Here is a 17,118-nt window from a genome sequence, read left to right on the forward strand (position 1 = left end):
CCCTGCATCTGTTTTATATGCGATCTACTTTAATATTTATCTTAAAGTGGATCGCTATACTCACAAATTTACGTCAATTAAAATGTATTAATATTTAATTACATTTTCTTAGCTAATAATTATTTAAAACGGGCACATGTTAAGTTAGAATGATCGTTCATTCTAAAATAAAGAGTATTAATCTATGCAGTTTTACCGTATCGGTCTATTTTTTGTATCGGCCATTGTTGGTTCTATTGCTTTAACGGGTTGCGATAGCGCAGCAGAACAAGCTAAAGCGCCAGCTCCTCAAGCAGTCCCCGTTGGCGTAGTTACATTAAAAAGCCAAGCACTTACCCTTAAAAAAGAGCTCCCTGGTCGTATCAGCGCGTTTCAAATAGCTGAAATACGCCCTCAAGTTAGTGGCATTGTAGAATCACGTTTATTTATTGAAGGTAAACAAGTAGAGCAAGGCCAAGCGCTTTATCAAATTAACCCCGCTACATTTAAAGCTGAATTAGCAGCAAGTGAAGCCGCTGTAGCAAGAGCTCAAGCGAGTATTGCAAGCAGCAAATCTAAAGCGTCGCGTTACAGTGAATTACTAAAAATTAAAGCCGTAAGTCAACAAGACTTCGATGAAGCAGATGCTGCTTATAAGCAAGCAAACGCAGAATTATTAACGGCAAAAGCACAGCTACAAACAGCACAAATCAACCTTGATTATAGTCAAGTATCGTCGCCAATTAGTGGCCAAATAAGTAAATCAAATGTAACGGTTGGTGCTTTAGTTAATGCTAATCAAACAATGGCATTGGCGACAGTTACTCAACTAGATCCTATTTATGTTGATTTAACGCAATCGAGCAATGAACTAACAAAGCTTAAAAAATCTTTAGCTTCAGGTTTATTAAGTATTGATGCTGCAACTCAAAGTGATGTTGAACTTATTATGGAAGATGGCTCAATTTACTCTCATAAGGGTACTTTGCAGTTTTCAGAAGTGACCGTTGATCCAAGTACAGGTTCAGTCACGTTACGTGCAGAGTTTCCCAATCCAGAAAAACTGTTATTGCCAGGTATGTATGCACGCGCATCAATTGTTGAAGGTGTAAAAGCAAATGCTATTTTAGTACCGCAACGTGGCGTTAGCCGTAACTCTAAAGGCGAACCTACAGCAATGGTTGTTAGTAAAGAAAATACGGTTGAAAGTAGAGTTTTAAAAATTGATCGTTCAATTGGCGCTAATTGGTTAGTCACTAGTGGATTAAAAGAGGGCGATAGATTAATTGTTGAAGGTCTTCAAAAAATTCGTCCTGGTGCGCCTGTTCAAATTACTGAAGTTAATTCGTCAGCCACCAAAGCACAATAACGGAGAATCTGAATGTCACGATTTTTTATCGATAGACCTATATTTGCTTGGGTACTTGCTATTGTAGTTATGCTAGCAGGTGTTTTGGCAATTAATAGCTTGCCTATTGCGCAGTATCCTTCTATTGCACCGCCTGCTATTAGTATTACGGCTAACTATCCTGGAGCCTCAGCTCGAACGCTTGAAGATTCCGTTACTCAAGTAATCGAACAAAAAATGAAGGGGTTAGATGGCTTGTTGTATATGTCGTCTACTTCACAATCTAGTGGTTCTGCAACGCTTACTTTAACGTTTAGTGCTGATACTGATCCTGATATTGCACAGGTTCAAGTACAAAACAAACTAGCAACAGCAACGCCTCTTTTACCCGAAGAAGTACAAAGACAAGGCGTTGTAGTCGCTAAATCAGCTCGTAATTTTTTACTTGTCGTTGGTTTTGTATCACAAGACGGTAGTATGAATAATATCGATATTGGTGATTACGTTTCATCAAATGTACTAGATATTGTCTCGCGTGTTAATGGTGTTGGTGAAGCTCAGCTCTTTGGTTCTCAATATGCCATGCGCATTTGGTTAGATCCTGCAAAATTACAAAATTTTAAATTAACGCCTGCAGATATTAGTGCTACCATTAGTGCGCAAAATGCCCAAGTATCGGCTGGTCAACTTGGTGGTATGCCTTCAATTGCGGATCAACAACTTAATGCAACAGTTACAGCGCAAAGTCGTTTACAAACAGCTGAACAATTTGAAAATATTTCAGTTAAAACTAATAGTGATGGTTCAAACGTTCGCCTTAAAGATGTAGCCAGTGTTGAACTGGGTGGTGAAAACTACGGTGTAGTAGCTCGCTTCAATGGTCAGCCTGCATCGGGTTTAGGTATAAAACTGGCCAGTGGTGCTAATGCACTTGATACAGCCCAAGGCGTAAAAGATGCACTCAAAGAACTTGAACCATTTTTCCCTGAAGGTTTAGAAACGGTTATTCCTTACGATACAACGCCGTTTGTATCACTCTCTATTGAAAAAGTAATACATACACTCATCGAAGCGGTTGTTTTGGTGTTTGTAGTTATGTACCTATTTTTACAAAACTTCAGAGCAACACTAATTCCTACCATTGCTGTACCGGTTGTATTACTTGGAACATTTGCCATTTTATATACCTTTGGTTACTCCATTAATACCTTAACCATGTTTGCTATGGTACTAGCCATTGGCTTGCTAGTAGATGATGCGATTGTTGTTGTTGAAAACGTTGAACGCTTAATGAGTGAAGAAAAACTATCAGCACTTGAAGCTACACGTAAATCAATGGATGAAATTAAAGGTGCACTTGTAGGTATTGCTATGGTGCTTTCAGCGGTATTTATACCTATGGCATTCTTTAGTGGTTCTACTGGAGTTATCTATCGTCAATTCTCTATTACACTTGTTTCTGCAATGGGGCTTTCAGTATTAGTTGCGTTAATTTTAACCCCAGCGTTATGTGCAACATTACTAAAACCTAGTCATGTTCATAACAACAGTTCATTAATAGGTAAGTTCTTTTCTGGATTTAACCGTGGATTCGATAAAACAAATGCGGGAGCACAAAGCTTTGTTGGCCGTATGATTGCTCACTCTAAACGCTATTTACTTATTTATGGCATTATTGTTGGCGGTATGGTGTATGTATTTTCAAACTTGCCTACGGCTTTTTTACCTGACGAAGATCAAGGCATTTTGTTTAACCAAGTTATGTTGCCAGCGGGTTCAACAACACAACAAACATTAGAAGTGGTTAAAAAAGTAGAAAATCATTACCTGAACGATCAATCAGAAGCGGTTAAGGGTATTTTTACCGTAACAGGTTTTAGCTTTGCTGGTTCAGGGCAAAACTCAGCTATCGGCTTTGTTAGCTTAAAACACTGGGATGAACGTCAACGTGACGATTTATCTATTAATGCCGTTGCTGGAAAAGGCATGGGTTACTTTTCTACGATAAAAGAAGCCTTTGTCTTTGCCTTCCCACCACCTGCTATTGTTGAGCTAGGTACAGCTAACGGTTTTAATATGTTCTTACAAGACCGAGTGGGTCTTGGTCACGACAAATTATTAGCTGCACGAAACCAATTGTTAGGTTTGGCTAGTCAAAGTCCTATCTTGGCAGGTGTTCGTCCTAATGGTCAAGAAGACATGCCAGAGCTAAAACTTGATATTGATCTCCCTAAAGCTGAAGCATTGGGGGTATCACAAGCTAATATCAATAGTACACTTTCTACCGCATGGGGTAGTCGTTATGTTAATGACTTTATCGACCGTGGTCGTGTGAAAAAAGTATACCTACAAGGTAACGCAGAATCTCGTATGGTGCCAGAAGACCTTAATAAGTGGTACGTACGTAACAGTAATGGAGATATGGTGCCATTTTCTGCATTTGCTAGTTCATTTTGGTCGTATGGTTCACCTCGTTTAGAGCGCTATAACGGGTTTTCTTCTATGGAAATTCAAGGTAGTGCTGCACCAGGTTACAGTACAGGACAAGCAATGGATGAAATGGAACGTTTAGTGGCATTACTTCCAAAAGGTGTTGCTTCTGAATGGTCTGGAATATCGTATCAAGAGCGTTCAAGTGGCGGCCAAGCGCCATTACTTTATGGTTTATCTCTGCTGTTTGTATTTTTATGTTTAGCGGCGTTATATGAGAGTTGGTCTGTTCCGTTTGCGGTTATGCTGATTGTTCCTTTAGGCATATTTGGTGCAATTATGGCAGCGTTTGGTGGCGGATTATCAAACGATATTTACTTACAAGTAGGTTTATTAACTACTATAGGTTTAGCGTCTAAAAATGCCATATTGATTGTTGAATTTGCTATTCACCAAATGGAAGAAGGGCTTAGTGTTGTTGATGCCGCAATTGCAGCAGTTCGCTTGCGTTTACGCCCTATTTTAATGACATCAATGGCCTTTATTTGTGGTGTTATACCCCTTGCTATTGCCTCAAGTGCGGGATCTGGTGCGCAAAACGCATTAGGTATTTCAATTATAGGTGGAACGCTTGCATCCTCAATATTAGTAGTAATATTTGTACCTATGTTTTTTGTACTTGTTCGCCGAGTATTTCCAGGTAAACCGAAAAACTCTCCACAGGAGATCTTGAAATGAGTATAAAAACACTAAGTTTAAGCGCTATCACATTGGTTGTTTTAAGTGGTTGTCAATTAGCTCCTCAGCAACAAAAAATTGATTTACCTGTTCCTAATGCTTATTCATCAGATTCGGCTCAAGAGCAAATTACCCCCTTAAAGTGGGAGCAATTTTTCAAAGATGAAAAGTTAAAAACACTGATAACACAAAGCCTTGAATACAATAAAAACATGCAAATTGCTCTGCTTAATATACAGCGTGTGCGTGGTTTATATCAAATTGAAGATTCAGCGTTATATCCTTCATTTGATATAAACGGTTCAGGTAGTCGCCAACGCTTACCTGCTGATTTATCCGGCACAGGTAATGCACGTATTAATTCTCAATATGGCGCTACTGTGGGTATTACGTCTTACGAGTTAGATCTTTGGGGTAAAGTGCACAATCAGTCTGAACAAGCTTTGCAAACGCTATATTCAACAGAGCTTAGCCAATACAGCACACAAATATCATTGATAGCTGAACTGGCCAATGCATGGTTAAACTTTGCTACTGATCAGCAATTATTAACTCTAGCTCAAGAAACACTTACATCTCAGCAAGAATCATTATTGCTTACGCAAAAAAGCTTTGATTTAGGGGCAGCATCAAAAATTACGCTTGAGCAACTAAAAAGTACAGTAGCGGCGGCTAAGGTAGATATTGCTACTTATAATCGCTTAGTAAAGCGTGATAAAAATGCCCTAGATTTACTTGTAGGTAAATCGGTATCGAACGACTTACTCCCCAATAAATCACTCAGTTCATTGCTTGATTTACCTACAGTGCCTGTTGGCCTACCTTCAGAATTATTAACGCAACGTCCTGATATTAAAGCCGCCGAACATCAGTTATTAGCGGCAAATGCTAATATTGGCGTTGCACGTGCAGCCTTTTATCCAAGTATTAGCTTAACGGCCAATGCTGGTAGTGCTTCAAGTGACTTAGGTAACTTATTTAATTCAGGTTCTGGTACATGGAGCTTTGTGCCCACAGTAAGTTTACCCATTTTTAATATGGGTCGTAATCAAGCAAGGTTAGACGTAGCAAAAGCTGATCAACAAATTGCGCTTGTAACTTATCAACAAAAAGTGCAGCAAGCTTTTCGAGAAGTAGCCGATGCATTAGCCGACCGAGAAGGCTATCAAGAACAGCTAACTGCATTAAATATGTTACTGCAAAGTCGGCAATCAACATTCAATTTATCAAAAGCGCGTTACAACAACGGAGTTGATAGCTACCTACAAGTACTTGATGCTCAAAGAACTTGGTATAGCGCCCAACAACAGCAAATTTCAGGTCAACAAGCATTACTGGCCAGCCAAATTAGCTTATATAAAGTGCTCGGTGGTGGATGGGAACAGTCGGTAAAATAGGCCTTTAATACAGCAAATCATACCAATTTGATTAAATAAGTGATCTACCTTTTTATGAAGAAAAATTTATAAATATAAAGCATAAAATTTAATAACTCGTTATTCTACTTATAAATTTTATAACGAGTGAATTGCTCATTTTAACCATTAAAAATGAGCAATTAATCAACTTGGTATTCAATGCATTTATGTCGAACGAAAACGTTCGCTGAGGAGTTTCTTATGAAACCAAAAACGAAAAGACATACTGACCCAGCGTTAGCAGAAGCTCGTCGTAACCAAGTACTGACTGCTGCTGCAGATTGTTTTCGTCGTAAAGGTTTTCATGGTGCGGGTATGGCTGAAATATCAAAAACCGCGGGCATGAGTGCAGGCCATATTTATAATTACTTTGAAAGTAAAGAAGCAATTATAGAAAGTATTATTGAACAAGATATGCAAGAAATGTTTTCTATCTTTCAACAGTTTAAAGAGCAACCGGGAGATATTGTAACTGTACTACTTGATGGTTTAAACGTAGGTGTACAAAGGCACATGGACACAGAATCCTGTGCTGTAGATTTAGAAATGCTAGCCGAAGCAGGACGAAACGATAAAGTTGCTAACTTATTGCAAGTTGCAGATACTCAAGCTCGCGATAGAATGCGACAGTTACTTACAAGTGAACGTAGTATCATAAAAAATATCTCTGAAATTGAGCTAGAAAGTCGAATTAATGTTATTTTTTCGGTTATGGCAGGGTTACTCTTAAGAAAAACACTTTACCCTGAACTCACAGAAGAAATAGTATTAGTTGCACTACGCCCAACAATAAAAACGTTACTTCTACCGTTTGAGTAAAAAGATTAGATAAACAATGAAAACAAAATTAATTACCAAAGAAGGTTACCAAAACCTTCAAAACGAATTAGATACGTTATGGCGTAAAGAAAGGCCAGAAACCACGAGAAAAGTCTCGTGGGCAGCCAGCTTAGGTGATAGATCGGAAAACGCAGATTATCAATATAATAAGAAAAGATTAAGAGAGATTGATCGCAGAGTTCGTTTCTTAACAAAAACATTAGAAGATATAAAAGTTGTTGAATATCACCCCCAACAAGAGGGAAAAGTATTTTTTGGTGCTTGGGTTACACTTGAAAATGAAGACGGTGAAACGCTTAAATTTAGAATTGTAGGACCTGAAGAAATATATGGTCGACACGATTACATCTCTATTGATTCCCCCATGGCACGAGCTTGCTTAAAAAAAGAAGTAGATGATGATGTTACTGTTAAAACGCCAGCAGGTATTAAAGACTGGTTTGTTACCAAAATAGATTATTTACCTCCCTTAAAAGTTTAGCTCACAAGCATGCGCTGTTTTTTCACTAAAATACATAATACGCTTAAGGTGTCTTGTGTTTTTATCTTATTAATCGATTTAACTAAGTAACCTGCAAACCATTCTCACAAAAATCCGATACGTAACCTTAATAGTAGCATTGCCGAAATGAGGATATTTGATCAGGCATTAACCGCGCCTGAAATTACAGAACTGGCTTTATTGTAATCCAACGGCGCAATACCTAAAAATACGGTTCAGTACTATTTAACCTCAACTCAGGTTCATGAATGTTAGTTAATTAATTAAAATCTTTATTTATCTAACACTTAATCCGTATTGTTGTTTACCTAATATATATTAGGGCTTGTTGAGTAACTTTGCTTATCCCGAGTTGAGGTTATTTATCCAATACACATTTCTTTACTTTTGAGGCACCTTTTAAGTTGTTCTGCACTAAACAATTTTGCTACTTTACGCCTTTCCCTTTTTTATTTTCTTCAGGTTATTTATATGCATTTTAAAAAATCAATTCTCACATGTGTTTTCATCTCATTAGCTATGACGGGTTGCGCAACAACTAATCAAGAAAAAGGTGCAGCTATAGGCGCTGTTGCAGGAGCTATTTTAGGTAAATCAACCAGCAATCATAAAAATAAGCGTGCCGTTTGGGGTGCTGCCATTGGGGCACTTGCGGGTACAGCGATTGGTGGATATATGGACAAACAAGAGCAAGAATTTAGAGAAGAACTGTCAGGTTCAGGTATCGATGTAGTAAGAGAAGGTGATAACTTACGATTAATTATGCCTTCTAATATCACTTTTGCTTCAGGGCAGTCATATATTACATCAGGTTTTCATAACACCTTAGATGCTATTGTTCGTGTATTAGCTAAATACGAAAAAACATTACTAAGTATTGAAGGACACACTGACAGCGTTGGTTCAGTAGAATCAAATCAAAAGTTATCAGAAGAAAGAGCCGCAAGCGTCGCAGCTTATTTGGTTAATCAGAACATATTAGAGAGTCGTTTAAAAGTAAGTGGTTACGGTGAGAGCCAAGCTATTGCAAATAACGATAATGAACAAGGCCGAGCACTTAACCGAAGAGTTGAAATTCAAATAATACCTAATAAGGCATAAAATATATCAGCCCCCTACTTTTAAGCCTCAAATAAGCAACTTATTTGAGGCTATTATTTTTATTTTATCAATGCCATGCTTTAACTTATGCTCTTGTCACCGTTAATGCTATTGGTGCTCATTCTACCAAAGCATTAAAGTACTGTATTGAAGAATAAAGTGACATCCCCTACTTAAATAATCAATTAAGCGTTTGTTGTAAATCAGGAAAACTAACATAACCAGGGCATTTCTGTTTAAGCGAAACTAGCGTTTTATCAGCTTGTTCTTGCTGATTGCTATAACGTTGAATTAAAGCTAAATACACGGTTGCGCTCGCATCCAAATCTTCAAGCACTAAATCATCGGGTAAGTTTAAAGCAAATTTATATTGAGTAGGCGATAATTTATTAAGAATAAGACTATAAAACTGCTGATAAATTTTATCCGTTATGGTGATATTACCTCTAAGTTTATCTCTTTCTATAATTTTTAATCCATTGAGGTAAGCTTCAATCGCTTCATCATTTTGTTCAAGTTGTCGATAGGAGTTACCCAAATTCCCCCAAACTTGATGAATACCCCCAATATTAGTGCTATCCATCACTTTTATCGCAGCAGATCTAAACTCTCGAGAAGCTTCAAAGTTAGCGAGTTGATAATAAGCTTGTCCTAAAAACTCTTGTCCTAAATACGAGTTAGGTGCTAGATGATAAGCTTGCTGATAAGACGATAACGCTTCTTGCGTTTGGCCTTGGCACAGCTGCATTGAACCTAAATTAACATACGCCAGCTCGTTAGGGTTTAGCTGGCTGGCTTTTGTGAAGGCTATAATTGCCGCTTTACTATCTCCATTAAAATACTGAATGGTTCCCAAATTAAAATGATGCTTCCAGTAATCAGGCTCTATGTCTATCGCGCGTTGTGCAAAGGATGTCGCTTGAATTAAGGCATCAGGAAATTCAATAAGGTTTTGTCGATGAGCATCTAAATACGTCACACTAACACCTGACAGCGCGTCTATATTTTTAGGCCAATTTTGTAAAATACTATGATATTGATTGATAGCTTGTTCAACTCTACCGGAACGTCGCATCAAATTAGCCGAAGTTGCTAAGGCATAGTTGTTATCAGGCTTAAGTGCTAAGGCAATTTGGCAATGCTCATTGGCTTGCTCTAACTTTTGTTTTTCATTACCAGACCAACTTTCATCGATAAGCGACTCGCACATAGCAACATGTGCCTGAACAAAATCACTAAACGACGTGATCGCATTATCTAAAAGGGTTTGTGCTCTTTTTATGTTTAATTCAGACTGTTGATTGTCTAATAATTTACGCGCTTTTAAGTAGTTATCTTGCGCTAAAATAGAGGGATATAACTGGGCCTTATCGGCACCGTTAAGTGATAAATAAAAATATAAATTATTCAGCACGTTACTTGCTAGTTTTTGTGACTGTTGCTTTAACAAGGTATGAGTAGTTACATCAGTCCAAATAAGCCTTTCTTGATTTTTATAATATAAATAATACTGTAATCCAATATATCGACTTACCTCAGAAACCCTTATTGTTAACACAGAGTCTGATTGAAACTCTTGTGCAATATCGAAAGATCGATCTTGCTTAGATAATAAATTTTGATTAATTGTAATGGCTTTTATATTACTAGGAAGCTTCTGAATAATTCGCCGAGAGAGTCCTTTGGATAACACATTATCAACATCTATTAATAAACTTACTTGTCCTAAAGGCAATAATGCCGTTTTGTCCTTTTTGTTGCTTGAGACTGAAAAGGGTTTAAACAAAAAAATTCCAACAATGAATATAACGAAAAAAGTCGTAAAAATAATAGCGGGTAATATATAGTTGGTTTTGTTTAGTGGTTCGGTTTTAGTTGTTGTTTCTGTTTTAGCTGGATTGACGAGTTGTTCTTTTTGTTCAAATTCTTGCTGAGACAAATAAAGGGTATAAGGTTCTGCATCTAATGCGCTGGCAATTCGAGCTAAGGTATTTGGAGAAACGTTTTCTTCTCTAAAAACCCGATTAACTAAATCTTTCGGAATAGTTTCTAAATTTTCCAATTCCGCTATTTTATGGGCTAACGCAGTTTGAGTTTTTAACCCTATTTTATGTAAAGCAGCTTCAAGCTTTATTCTGGATGCTTTAACACCTCTTTTTCGAGTGCGCTTCTCCACTTAAATATTCCTTATATTTTAGGTATATATTTCCCGTTAACCTATCGTTATAACTCTTCTATTATTTAATAAATACAGCAATGAATTAACGAAAACAATGTCACCTATTGTTATATTTTATTTCTTATAGTCTTACACTTCAAATTTTACTTGTCTACATTTTAACCTCAGTTATCTCTCCTTAAATAACGTTAACTCTCGATTCTAAAATCCCTTTTATTTGACACAATAAACCTGAAAACAAAGGGGGTGTTGAGGTAATAACTCAATGATACTCATTGAATTATGGGTATATACCCATTCTATTTGAAGATGCAGGGGTCAGGTGGAACGGGTATACGTTATCAGAAATAAAATTCGATAGGAATGAATCACTATGGTCACTAAAAAACGGATATCATTAATTTTATCTACTTTAATTTGTACGGGCTTAACGGGGTGTATGAGTACTTCCCCTATACTGGGTGGCGGACAAGGTGGTGGAACAATTACAGGTTCAGCTGGCGGAGCAACTTCGCAAAACGCCAATACGCAATTAACAAAGTGTGACGAAGCTTTAGGCACGGTAACCGTGTTTGAAGACACTAGTTTACCTTGGTGGTCAACCTATCGTAGACGTGTACCTAATTTGGGTAGTACCAAACCTGTTATTCGTTTAATGCTACAACAGTCGGGTTGTTTTGTTGTAGTTGAACGTGGTGGTGCTATGGCAGCAATGCAACGAGAAAGAGCTTTGATGAATTCCGGTGAATCACGAAGTGGTAGTAACTTTGGTAAAGGTCAAATGGTGGCTGCCGACTTTACTTTGTCGCCATCAATTCAATTTGCAGAAAATAATACCAGTGGTATTAAATCTATTGCGGGATCATTTTTAGGACGTTTCGGTAATGTTGTTGCCGGAGGTTTCAAACAAAACGAAGCCGCAACCACATTATTATTAATAGAAAACAGATCAGGCGTGCAAGTCTCTTCGGCGGTGGGTAATGCAAAAAATTATGACTTCAGCTTTGCCGGTGGTTTATTTAGCGGGGGTGCTTTTGCTGGCGCTGGTGGATTTTCAAATACACCAGAAGGTAAAATCATCACAGCTTCTTTTGCCGACTCTTACAATCAAATGGTTAAAGCCTTACGTAATTATAAAGCACAATCGGTTCGTGGTGGCTTAGGTAAAGGTGGGCTTTTACAAGTAGGTGGCGATGATGATCCAATGCCACAAGCGACACAGCAAAGCTCTGGAGCAAGTTTACAGGTGGCACACACTGAAGTGGTTCACACAAAACCTGTAGTTGTACACACTCAAAGAAAAACTAAAGTCTATACAAATCAAGATGATATTCATATTGATGCCTATGACGAAGATGCATTAGAAGATTACTACAGAGCGTTAAAAAGTGCGGTAACCTTTATGTCGTCATTTGCTAATTTTACACCTGAGCAGTTAAAAGCTACGGGGAGTCAAAATATGTGGCCTGCTTGGTCTGGTATTGTTACTGGCCAACTTGAAACCTCTAAAATAGAACTTGAATCTTGGCCTTTAAGCGCCAAACAACAAGGTTGGAAAATTTTAGGTAAAAAAATTGAACAATATAATAAGCTCTTCAATAAACACAGAGCCTCTATTCTGAATAACAATCAGTTTGAAGAACAATTAAAAACCTCAATTCAGCATTTTGATTTAGTTACTAAAGAATCGTTATTTGGTTCTTAAAATAAAAGTATAATAGCGCCACTACTTACTTTGTGGCGCTATAAAAATAAAATAACAACAGCACTCCCCGAACTCATTAGCACTTTAAATACAAAATAGATCTTTCAACTGCCTAACGACACGCGTTATTATTCAAACTTACCAATACAAAATTTTTCATCTTGGGATTTAAGTTAAATGATATCTATTGCTGAGCAAATTGCTAAAGAGCTCAATGTTTCTCCTGTACAAATTAATGCTGCTATTACTTTATTAGACGACGGAGCAACAGTTCCCTTTATTGCTCGTTACAGAAAAGAGGCGACACAAGGACTAGACGACAATCACCTTCGCCATCTTAATCAACGTTTAACGTATATCCGCGATTTAAACGACCGTAGAAATGTCATTCTTAAAAACATTGAAGAGCAAGGTAAATTAACGCCAGCTTTATCTGATGCCTTAAACCAAGCAGATAACAAAACCCGCCTTGAAGATTTATATTTACCCTTTAGACCTAAACGTCGTACCAAAGGCCAAATAGCGATTGAAGCAGGTATAGAACCACTAGCAAATAAACTTTATAACGATTGGCGTTTAGTACCAGAAATAGAAGCCACCGCTTTTATTAACAGCAATGCTGGCTTTAATGATGAAAAAGAAGTGCTCGACGGCGCGATGTCTATTTTAATAGAACGCTTTGCTGAAGACGCAAACTTGCTACAAAAATTACGTAATCACTTATTAAAACAAGCGCACTTAACCAGTAAGGTTGTTAAAGCTAAAACACAAGAAGCCGCTAAATATAAAGATTACTTCGAACATTCAGAGCGCTTAAAATCAGTACCTTCTCATCGCATGTTAGCTATGCTGCGTGGTCGGGCTGAAGGTTTTTTAAAATTAGCCATTAATGTTGACCCACAGCAAGAAACATCAAGCTACTCAAGTGCAGAACAATTGATCACCGAACATTTTAATTTACGCTTAACAGGCCAAGCATGTGCAGAGTTTTTAACCAAAGTGGTTCACAACGCATGGAAAACCAAATTAAGTGTCAGTTTAGAAACTGAATTAATTGGTAACTTACGTGATCAAGCTGAAGTTGAAGCCATTAAAGTTTTTTCAACTAACTTAAGTGATTTATTAATGGCTGCGCCAGCAGGACCTAAAGTGACTTTAGGCCTTGATCCTGGCTTACGTACAGGTTGTAAAATTGCGGTAGTTGACGCTACAGGCAAGCTATTACATACCACCACTATTTTCCCTCATGCACCGCAAAATCACTGGGACAAGTCCGTTAGAACGCTAACCAACTTATGTCAGCAACATAAAGTAGAACTTATTGCGATAGGTAACGGTACAGCATCTCGCGAAAGCGATAAGCTGGCGGCTGAAGTGATCACAAATTTAGAAAAACTAAAACCAAATAAAGTCATTGTGAGTGAAGCCGGTGCATCAGTATATTCAGCGTCTGAATTTGCAGCAAAAGAATTTCCAGATTTAGATGTTTCAATACGTGGCGCAGTTTCAATTGCAAGGCGTTTACAAGATCCACTTGCTGAGCTCGTTAAAATTGACCCGAAAGCCATAGGTGTTGGGCAATATCAACATGACGTAAGCCAAAGTCAATTAAGTAGAACCCTAGATGAAGTAATAGAAGATTGTGTAAACTCGGTTGGCGTTGATTTAAATAGCGCCTCAGTTGCATTACTTACGCGAGTATCGGGGTTAACAAAAACCATGGCACAAAACGTAGTAGATTTTCGTGACCAGCATGGCCGTTTTAACAACCGACAAGAATTAAAAAAAGTAGCGCGTTTAGGTCCTAAAGCCTTCGAACAAGCCGCAGGTTTTCTCCGTATTGCAAATGGTAACAACCCCCTTGATCAATCAGGTGTCCATCCTGAAACTTACCCCGTAGTAGAAAAAATAATCGCACAACTAAACGCGAGCGTAAGCGATCTTTTAACCAATAGTGAGCAATTAAGTAACGTAAATATTGCCGAAGTTGTTACAGATGAATTTGGTGAAGTTACTGTTAAAGATATTATTAAAGAGCTTGAAAAACCCGGCCGAGATCCAAGACCTGAATTTAAAACCGCGACCTTTAAAGAAGGCGTGAACACCATTAACGATCTTGAAGTAGGTATGATTTTAGAAGGTGTTATATCGAACGTTGCTAATTTTGGTGCTTTTGTTGATTTAGGTGTGCATCAAGACGGCTTAGTACATATATCATCTTTAACCAATAAGTTTGTGAGTGACCCACGTGAAGTGGTAAAAGCTGGCGACATTGTTAAAGTTAAAGTAATAGAAGTGGATCCGCAACGTAAACGTATCAGCTTAACCATGCGCTTAGACGATACAATTGAGCAATCTCAACCCCCTAAAAAACAAGCTGATCGCAAACCTGCCGAACACAGAGCAAACAATAAACCAAACCACCCGAAAAAAGAACAACGAGCGCATAAACCTAAAGAAGCCAATAACGCGGTAATGGGTAATGCTTTTGCAGACGCTTTTGCCAAATTAAAGAAATAAAAGCGCCGCTATATATTGTGCTTTGTATTTTATGCAAAGCACAACATGTTACCAACGTTATGATACTTGCTATAAAACCTTATGATTGCTGAATTCAAACGCTCTTTTTCAAACATACCTCAACAAGCATGGGACGCGTTAAATACGTCGAACAATCCTTTTTTGTCGTATCATTTTTTTGAAGCATTAGAAGTAAGTGAATCAGCAAGTTTAACACGTGGCTGGCAACCCCATCATTTAACCATTCACCAAGATGACAAAGTAGAAGCGGTTTTACCCTTGTACCTTAAAACGCATTCTTGGGGAGAATACGTATTTGATTGGGATTGGGCGAGAGCTTATGAAGAGCACGACTTAGAATATTACCCTAAGTTAGTCAGTACCATTCCATTTACGCCCGTAAGCTCTAATAAATTAATATCGCAAACCCTTACTCATCGCGATATTTTACAACCCTTAAGCGACTACTGTAGCGAACACAACATTGCGAGTTGGCACTTACTTTTTTGCCCTAAAATAGAGAATATCCCAAGTGATGTATATGAACGTAATACCGTTCAATTTCATTGGTTTAATAAAAACTATAAGTCGTTTGATGAATATCTTTCAACCTTTACCGCTCGTAAAAGAAAGAACACACGTAAAGAGCGTGAATCAATAAAAAAGCAAAACATTAGTATACGGCAGGTAACAGGTGATCAAATAACTAAACAAGAACTCGACTTTTTTTATTTAACCTACCAACTCACCTATTTAAAACGACAACATACACCGCATTTAAGTTATGAATTTTTCGAGCGTATCTTTCAAACATTACCCGCAAATATCGTACTTTTTATTGCAAGTCATAATGATACCGACGTTGCTTGTGCATTGTTTTTTTATGACGAAAGTCATTTATATGGTCGCTATTGGGGCTCTACAGAATCGTTTTCTAATTTACATTTTGAATTGTGTTATTACCAAGGTATAGAGTTTTGCATTAAACATAATTTACAAAGCTTTAACCCCGGCACACAAGGCGAGCACAAAATTCAACGAGGCTTTGAACCTGTTATGACGTATTCATACCATTGGATCAAACATTCAGGATTTCAGCCCGCCATTAAAGATTTTTGCAAACGTGAACAAGCTCATATGGTAAATTACGCGCAGCAATGTGCTTTATCATTACCTTTCAAAAACAATCAGGATACTGGCAATGACCAATAAACCTTTTTCGCAAGCGTCTGAAAATAACAAACCCTACATCCTACCTATTTTACAGCAAGCATTTTCCACCGCTGATTCAGTGTTAGAAATTGGTTCAGGCACTGGGCAACATGCTGTATATTTTGCCAAACAGCTTGCTCATGTAAATTGGCAAACAAGTGATCTACCAGTAAATCATAATGGTATAAATCAATGGATAGCCGAATACCCCTCCAATAATTTACAGCCCCCTTTAGCACTTGATTTATCAAAGCCATGGCCAATTGAACATACAACAGCAATATACACCGCTAATACATTGCATATAGTCAGCTGGGAACTGGTAATCGCTTTTTTTGAAGGCGTAAAAAAGCACTTACTTCCTAAAGGTAAGCTCTGTATTTATGGCCCATTCAACTACCAAGGTAAATTTACTAGCGAAAGTAATGCTAACTTTGAGTTATGGTTAAAACAACAGAATGAATTGAGTGGGATACGCGATTTTGAAGCCGTTTTAACATTAGCTGAAAAGGCAGGGCTGACACTCGTTAAAGATCACGAAATGCCAGCAAATAATCGCTTATTAGAGTTTGTTAACCAATAGCTAACCAAGCCTTCGCTTTTTCAATGTCTTTATTGAGAAAGCGCTCGGTAGAAACACAAGAACGCAGCTGAAATAAACTAAATTTCCATTTTAACAAACGGCTATCGCTTACAATCGCTAAGCGGTTAATACCATTATATGGAGCAATGTATTGCTTAAATTGTTTCAATAATATCAGCAACGTCCATCCAGTTAACTCATTATTTAATTTTAAAACAATATTTACTTCAGGAAATTCTTTTAACATTGCTTCAAATATTGGAATAAACGCGTTGTTAAAATGTTCTTTGGTAAACGTTCCGTGTACTTGGGTAATAAGTGTATTATTTTTATGATGTATTTCTATCATATCACCTCCTTGTTAATGTGAAATGAAGTTTAGCTCAAATATCCATCAAGTGTTAATATTTTTTTAAATACAAAAATTAATCAAAACCTCCTTTTAAAATATACGCCATTTATCGTAAATAAATCACCACTAACAGATTTTCTCTTATAATATGCATTGATTATGCTAGCTTATCGGAAAAAATATTGAGCTTCGTATGTCTCAAATATAAGGC

12 protein-coding genes are annotated in these 17,118 nt (G+C 37.5%); 10 read left to right on the forward strand and 2 right to left on the reverse strand.

The genetic code is table 11. The features are described from left to right. Window positions 1–184: 184 nt before the first annotated feature. The 6 genes from AC0L5Q_RS12660 (at window position 185) to AC0L5Q_RS12685 (ending at window position 8,356) form a co-directional block, all read left to right on the forward strand. A complete protein-coding gene (locus tag AC0L5Q_RS12660) occupies window positions 185–1,348 on the forward strand; it encodes an efflux RND transporter periplasmic adaptor subunit (RefSeq protein WP_473608918.1) in 1,164 nt (387 codons plus the stop codon). 12 nt (window positions 1,349–1,360) lie between these two features. After that, the gene (locus AC0L5Q_RS12665) at window positions 1,361–4,495 is read left to right on the forward strand and encodes an efflux RND transporter permease subunit (protein WP_473608921.1); all 3,135 of its coding nucleotides are present in this window, start codon (window positions 1,361–1,363) and stop codon (window positions 4,493–4,495) included. Further along, window positions 4,492–5,892 (forward strand): efflux transporter outer membrane subunit, encoded by a 1,401-nt coding sequence (locus AC0L5Q_RS12670; protein WP_473608926.1) that lies wholly within the window; start codon window positions 4,492–4,494, stop codon window positions 5,890–5,892. The genes AC0L5Q_RS12665 and AC0L5Q_RS12670 overlap by 4 nt, the downstream gene beginning before the upstream one ends. A 222-nt stretch (window positions 5,893–6,114) precedes the next feature. Beyond that, on the forward strand, window positions 6,115–6,732 hold the full coding sequence (locus tag AC0L5Q_RS12675; RefSeq protein ID WP_473608929.1) for a TetR/AcrR family transcriptional regulator: 618 nt from the start codon (window positions 6,115–6,117) through the stop codon (window positions 6,730–6,732). A 16-nt stretch (window positions 6,733–6,748) separates the two neighbouring features. Continuing rightward, on the forward strand, window positions 6,749–7,234 hold the full coding sequence (greB, locus tag AC0L5Q_RS12680; protein ID WP_473608933.1) for a transcription elongation factor GreB: 486 nt from the start codon (window positions 6,749–6,751) through the stop codon (window positions 7,232–7,234). 492 nt (window positions 7,235–7,726) lie between these two features. Further along, the gene (locus AC0L5Q_RS12685; RefSeq protein WP_473608938.1) at window positions 7,727–8,356 is read left to right on the forward strand and encodes a YiaD family glycine zipper/OmpA-like lipoprotein; all 630 of its coding nucleotides are present in this window, start codon (window positions 7,727–7,729) and stop codon (window positions 8,354–8,356) included. Window positions 8,357–8,537: 181 nt separating this feature from the next. Here AC0L5Q_RS12685 and AC0L5Q_RS12690 read toward each other — a convergent pair whose 3' ends face one another. Beyond that, complete coding sequence (locus tag AC0L5Q_RS12690) at window positions 8,538–10,532, reverse strand: tetratricopeptide repeat protein (protein ID WP_473608942.1); 1,995 nt, start codon at window positions 10,530–10,532, stop codon at window positions 8,538–8,540. A gap of 376 nt (window positions 10,533–10,908) precedes the next feature. Between AC0L5Q_RS12690 and AC0L5Q_RS12695 the strand changes: the two genes are divergently transcribed. The 4 genes from AC0L5Q_RS12695 (at window position 10,909) to AC0L5Q_RS12710 (ending at window position 16,555) form a co-directional block, all read left to right on the forward strand. Beyond that, entirely contained in the window at window positions 10,909–12,240 is a 1,332-nt protein-coding gene (locus AC0L5Q_RS12695; RefSeq protein WP_473608945.1) for a CsgG/HfaB family protein, read from the forward strand. Between the two features lie 177 nt (window positions 12,241–12,417). Continuing rightward, window positions 12,418–14,760, forward strand: a complete 2,343-nt coding sequence (locus AC0L5Q_RS12700; RefSeq protein WP_473608949.1) for a Tex family protein — start codon at window positions 12,418–12,420, stop codon at window positions 14,758–14,760. 81 nt (window positions 14,761–14,841) lie between these two features. Next, window positions 14,842–15,972 carry a GNAT family N-acetyltransferase gene (locus AC0L5Q_RS12705; protein WP_473608953.1) on the forward strand — a complete coding sequence of 377 codons (1,131 nt, stop codon included), beginning with the start codon at window positions 14,842–14,844 and terminating at the stop codon, window positions 15,970–15,972. After that, on the forward strand, window positions 15,962–16,555 hold the full coding sequence (locus AC0L5Q_RS12710; RefSeq protein ID WP_473608956.1) for a DUF938 domain-containing protein: 594 nt from the start codon (window positions 15,962–15,964) through the stop codon (window positions 16,553–16,555). The genes AC0L5Q_RS12705 and AC0L5Q_RS12710 overlap by 11 nt, the downstream gene beginning before the upstream one ends. On the opposite strand, the gene AC0L5Q_RS12715 is transcribed toward AC0L5Q_RS12710, so the two are convergent. Then, window positions 16,545–16,904, reverse strand: a complete 360-nt coding sequence (locus tag AC0L5Q_RS12715) for a SpoIIAA family protein (protein ID WP_473608961.1) — start codon at window positions 16,902–16,904, stop codon at window positions 16,545–16,547. The genes AC0L5Q_RS12710 and AC0L5Q_RS12715 overlap by 11 nt on opposite strands. Between the last annotated feature and the right edge of the window lie 214 nt (window positions 16,905–17,118).

The sequence above is a fragment of the Pseudocolwellia sp. G5-9 genome, assembly GCF_055808995.1.

What these genes read in the sequence shown, in the direction of transcription:
- AC0L5Q_RS12660 (WP_473608918.1), top strand. Translation starts at nt 185, where the DNA reads ATGCAGTTTTACCGTATCGGTCTATTTTTTGTATCGGCCATTGTTGGT.
- AC0L5Q_RS12665 (WP_473608921.1), top strand. Translation starts at nt 1,361, where the DNA reads ATGTCACGATTTTTTATCGATAGACCTATATTTGCTTGGGTACTTGCT.
- AC0L5Q_RS12670 (WP_473608926.1), top strand. Translation starts at nt 4,492, where the DNA reads ATGAGTATAAAAACACTAAGTTTAAGCGCTATCACATTGGTTGTTTTA.
- AC0L5Q_RS12675 (WP_473608929.1), top strand. Translation starts at nt 6,115, where the DNA reads ATGAAACCAAAAACGAAAAGACATACTGACCCAGCGTTAGCAGAAGCT.
- greB (WP_473608933.1), top strand. Translation starts at nt 6,749, where the DNA reads ATGAAAACAAAATTAATTACCAAAGAAGGTTACCAAAACCTTCAAAAC.
- AC0L5Q_RS12685 (WP_473608938.1), top strand. Translation starts at nt 7,727, where the DNA reads ATGCATTTTAAAAAATCAATTCTCACATGTGTTTTCATCTCATTAGCT.
- AC0L5Q_RS12695 (WP_473608945.1), top strand. Translation starts at nt 10,909, where the DNA reads ATGGTCACTAAAAAACGGATATCATTAATTTTATCTACTTTAATTTGT.
- AC0L5Q_RS12700 (WP_473608949.1), top strand. Translation starts at nt 12,418, where the DNA reads ATGATATCTATTGCTGAGCAAATTGCTAAAGAGCTCAATGTTTCTCCT.
- AC0L5Q_RS12705 (WP_473608953.1), top strand. Translation starts at nt 14,842, where the DNA reads ATGATTGCTGAATTCAAACGCTCTTTTTCAAACATACCTCAACAAGCA.
- AC0L5Q_RS12710 (WP_473608956.1), top strand. Translation starts at nt 15,962, where the DNA reads ATGACCAATAAACCTTTTTCGCAAGCGTCTGAAAATAACAAACCCTAC.
- AC0L5Q_RS12715 (WP_473608961.1), bottom strand. Translation starts at nt 16,904, where the DNA reads ATGATAGAAATACATCATAAAAATAATACACTTATTACCCAAGTACAC.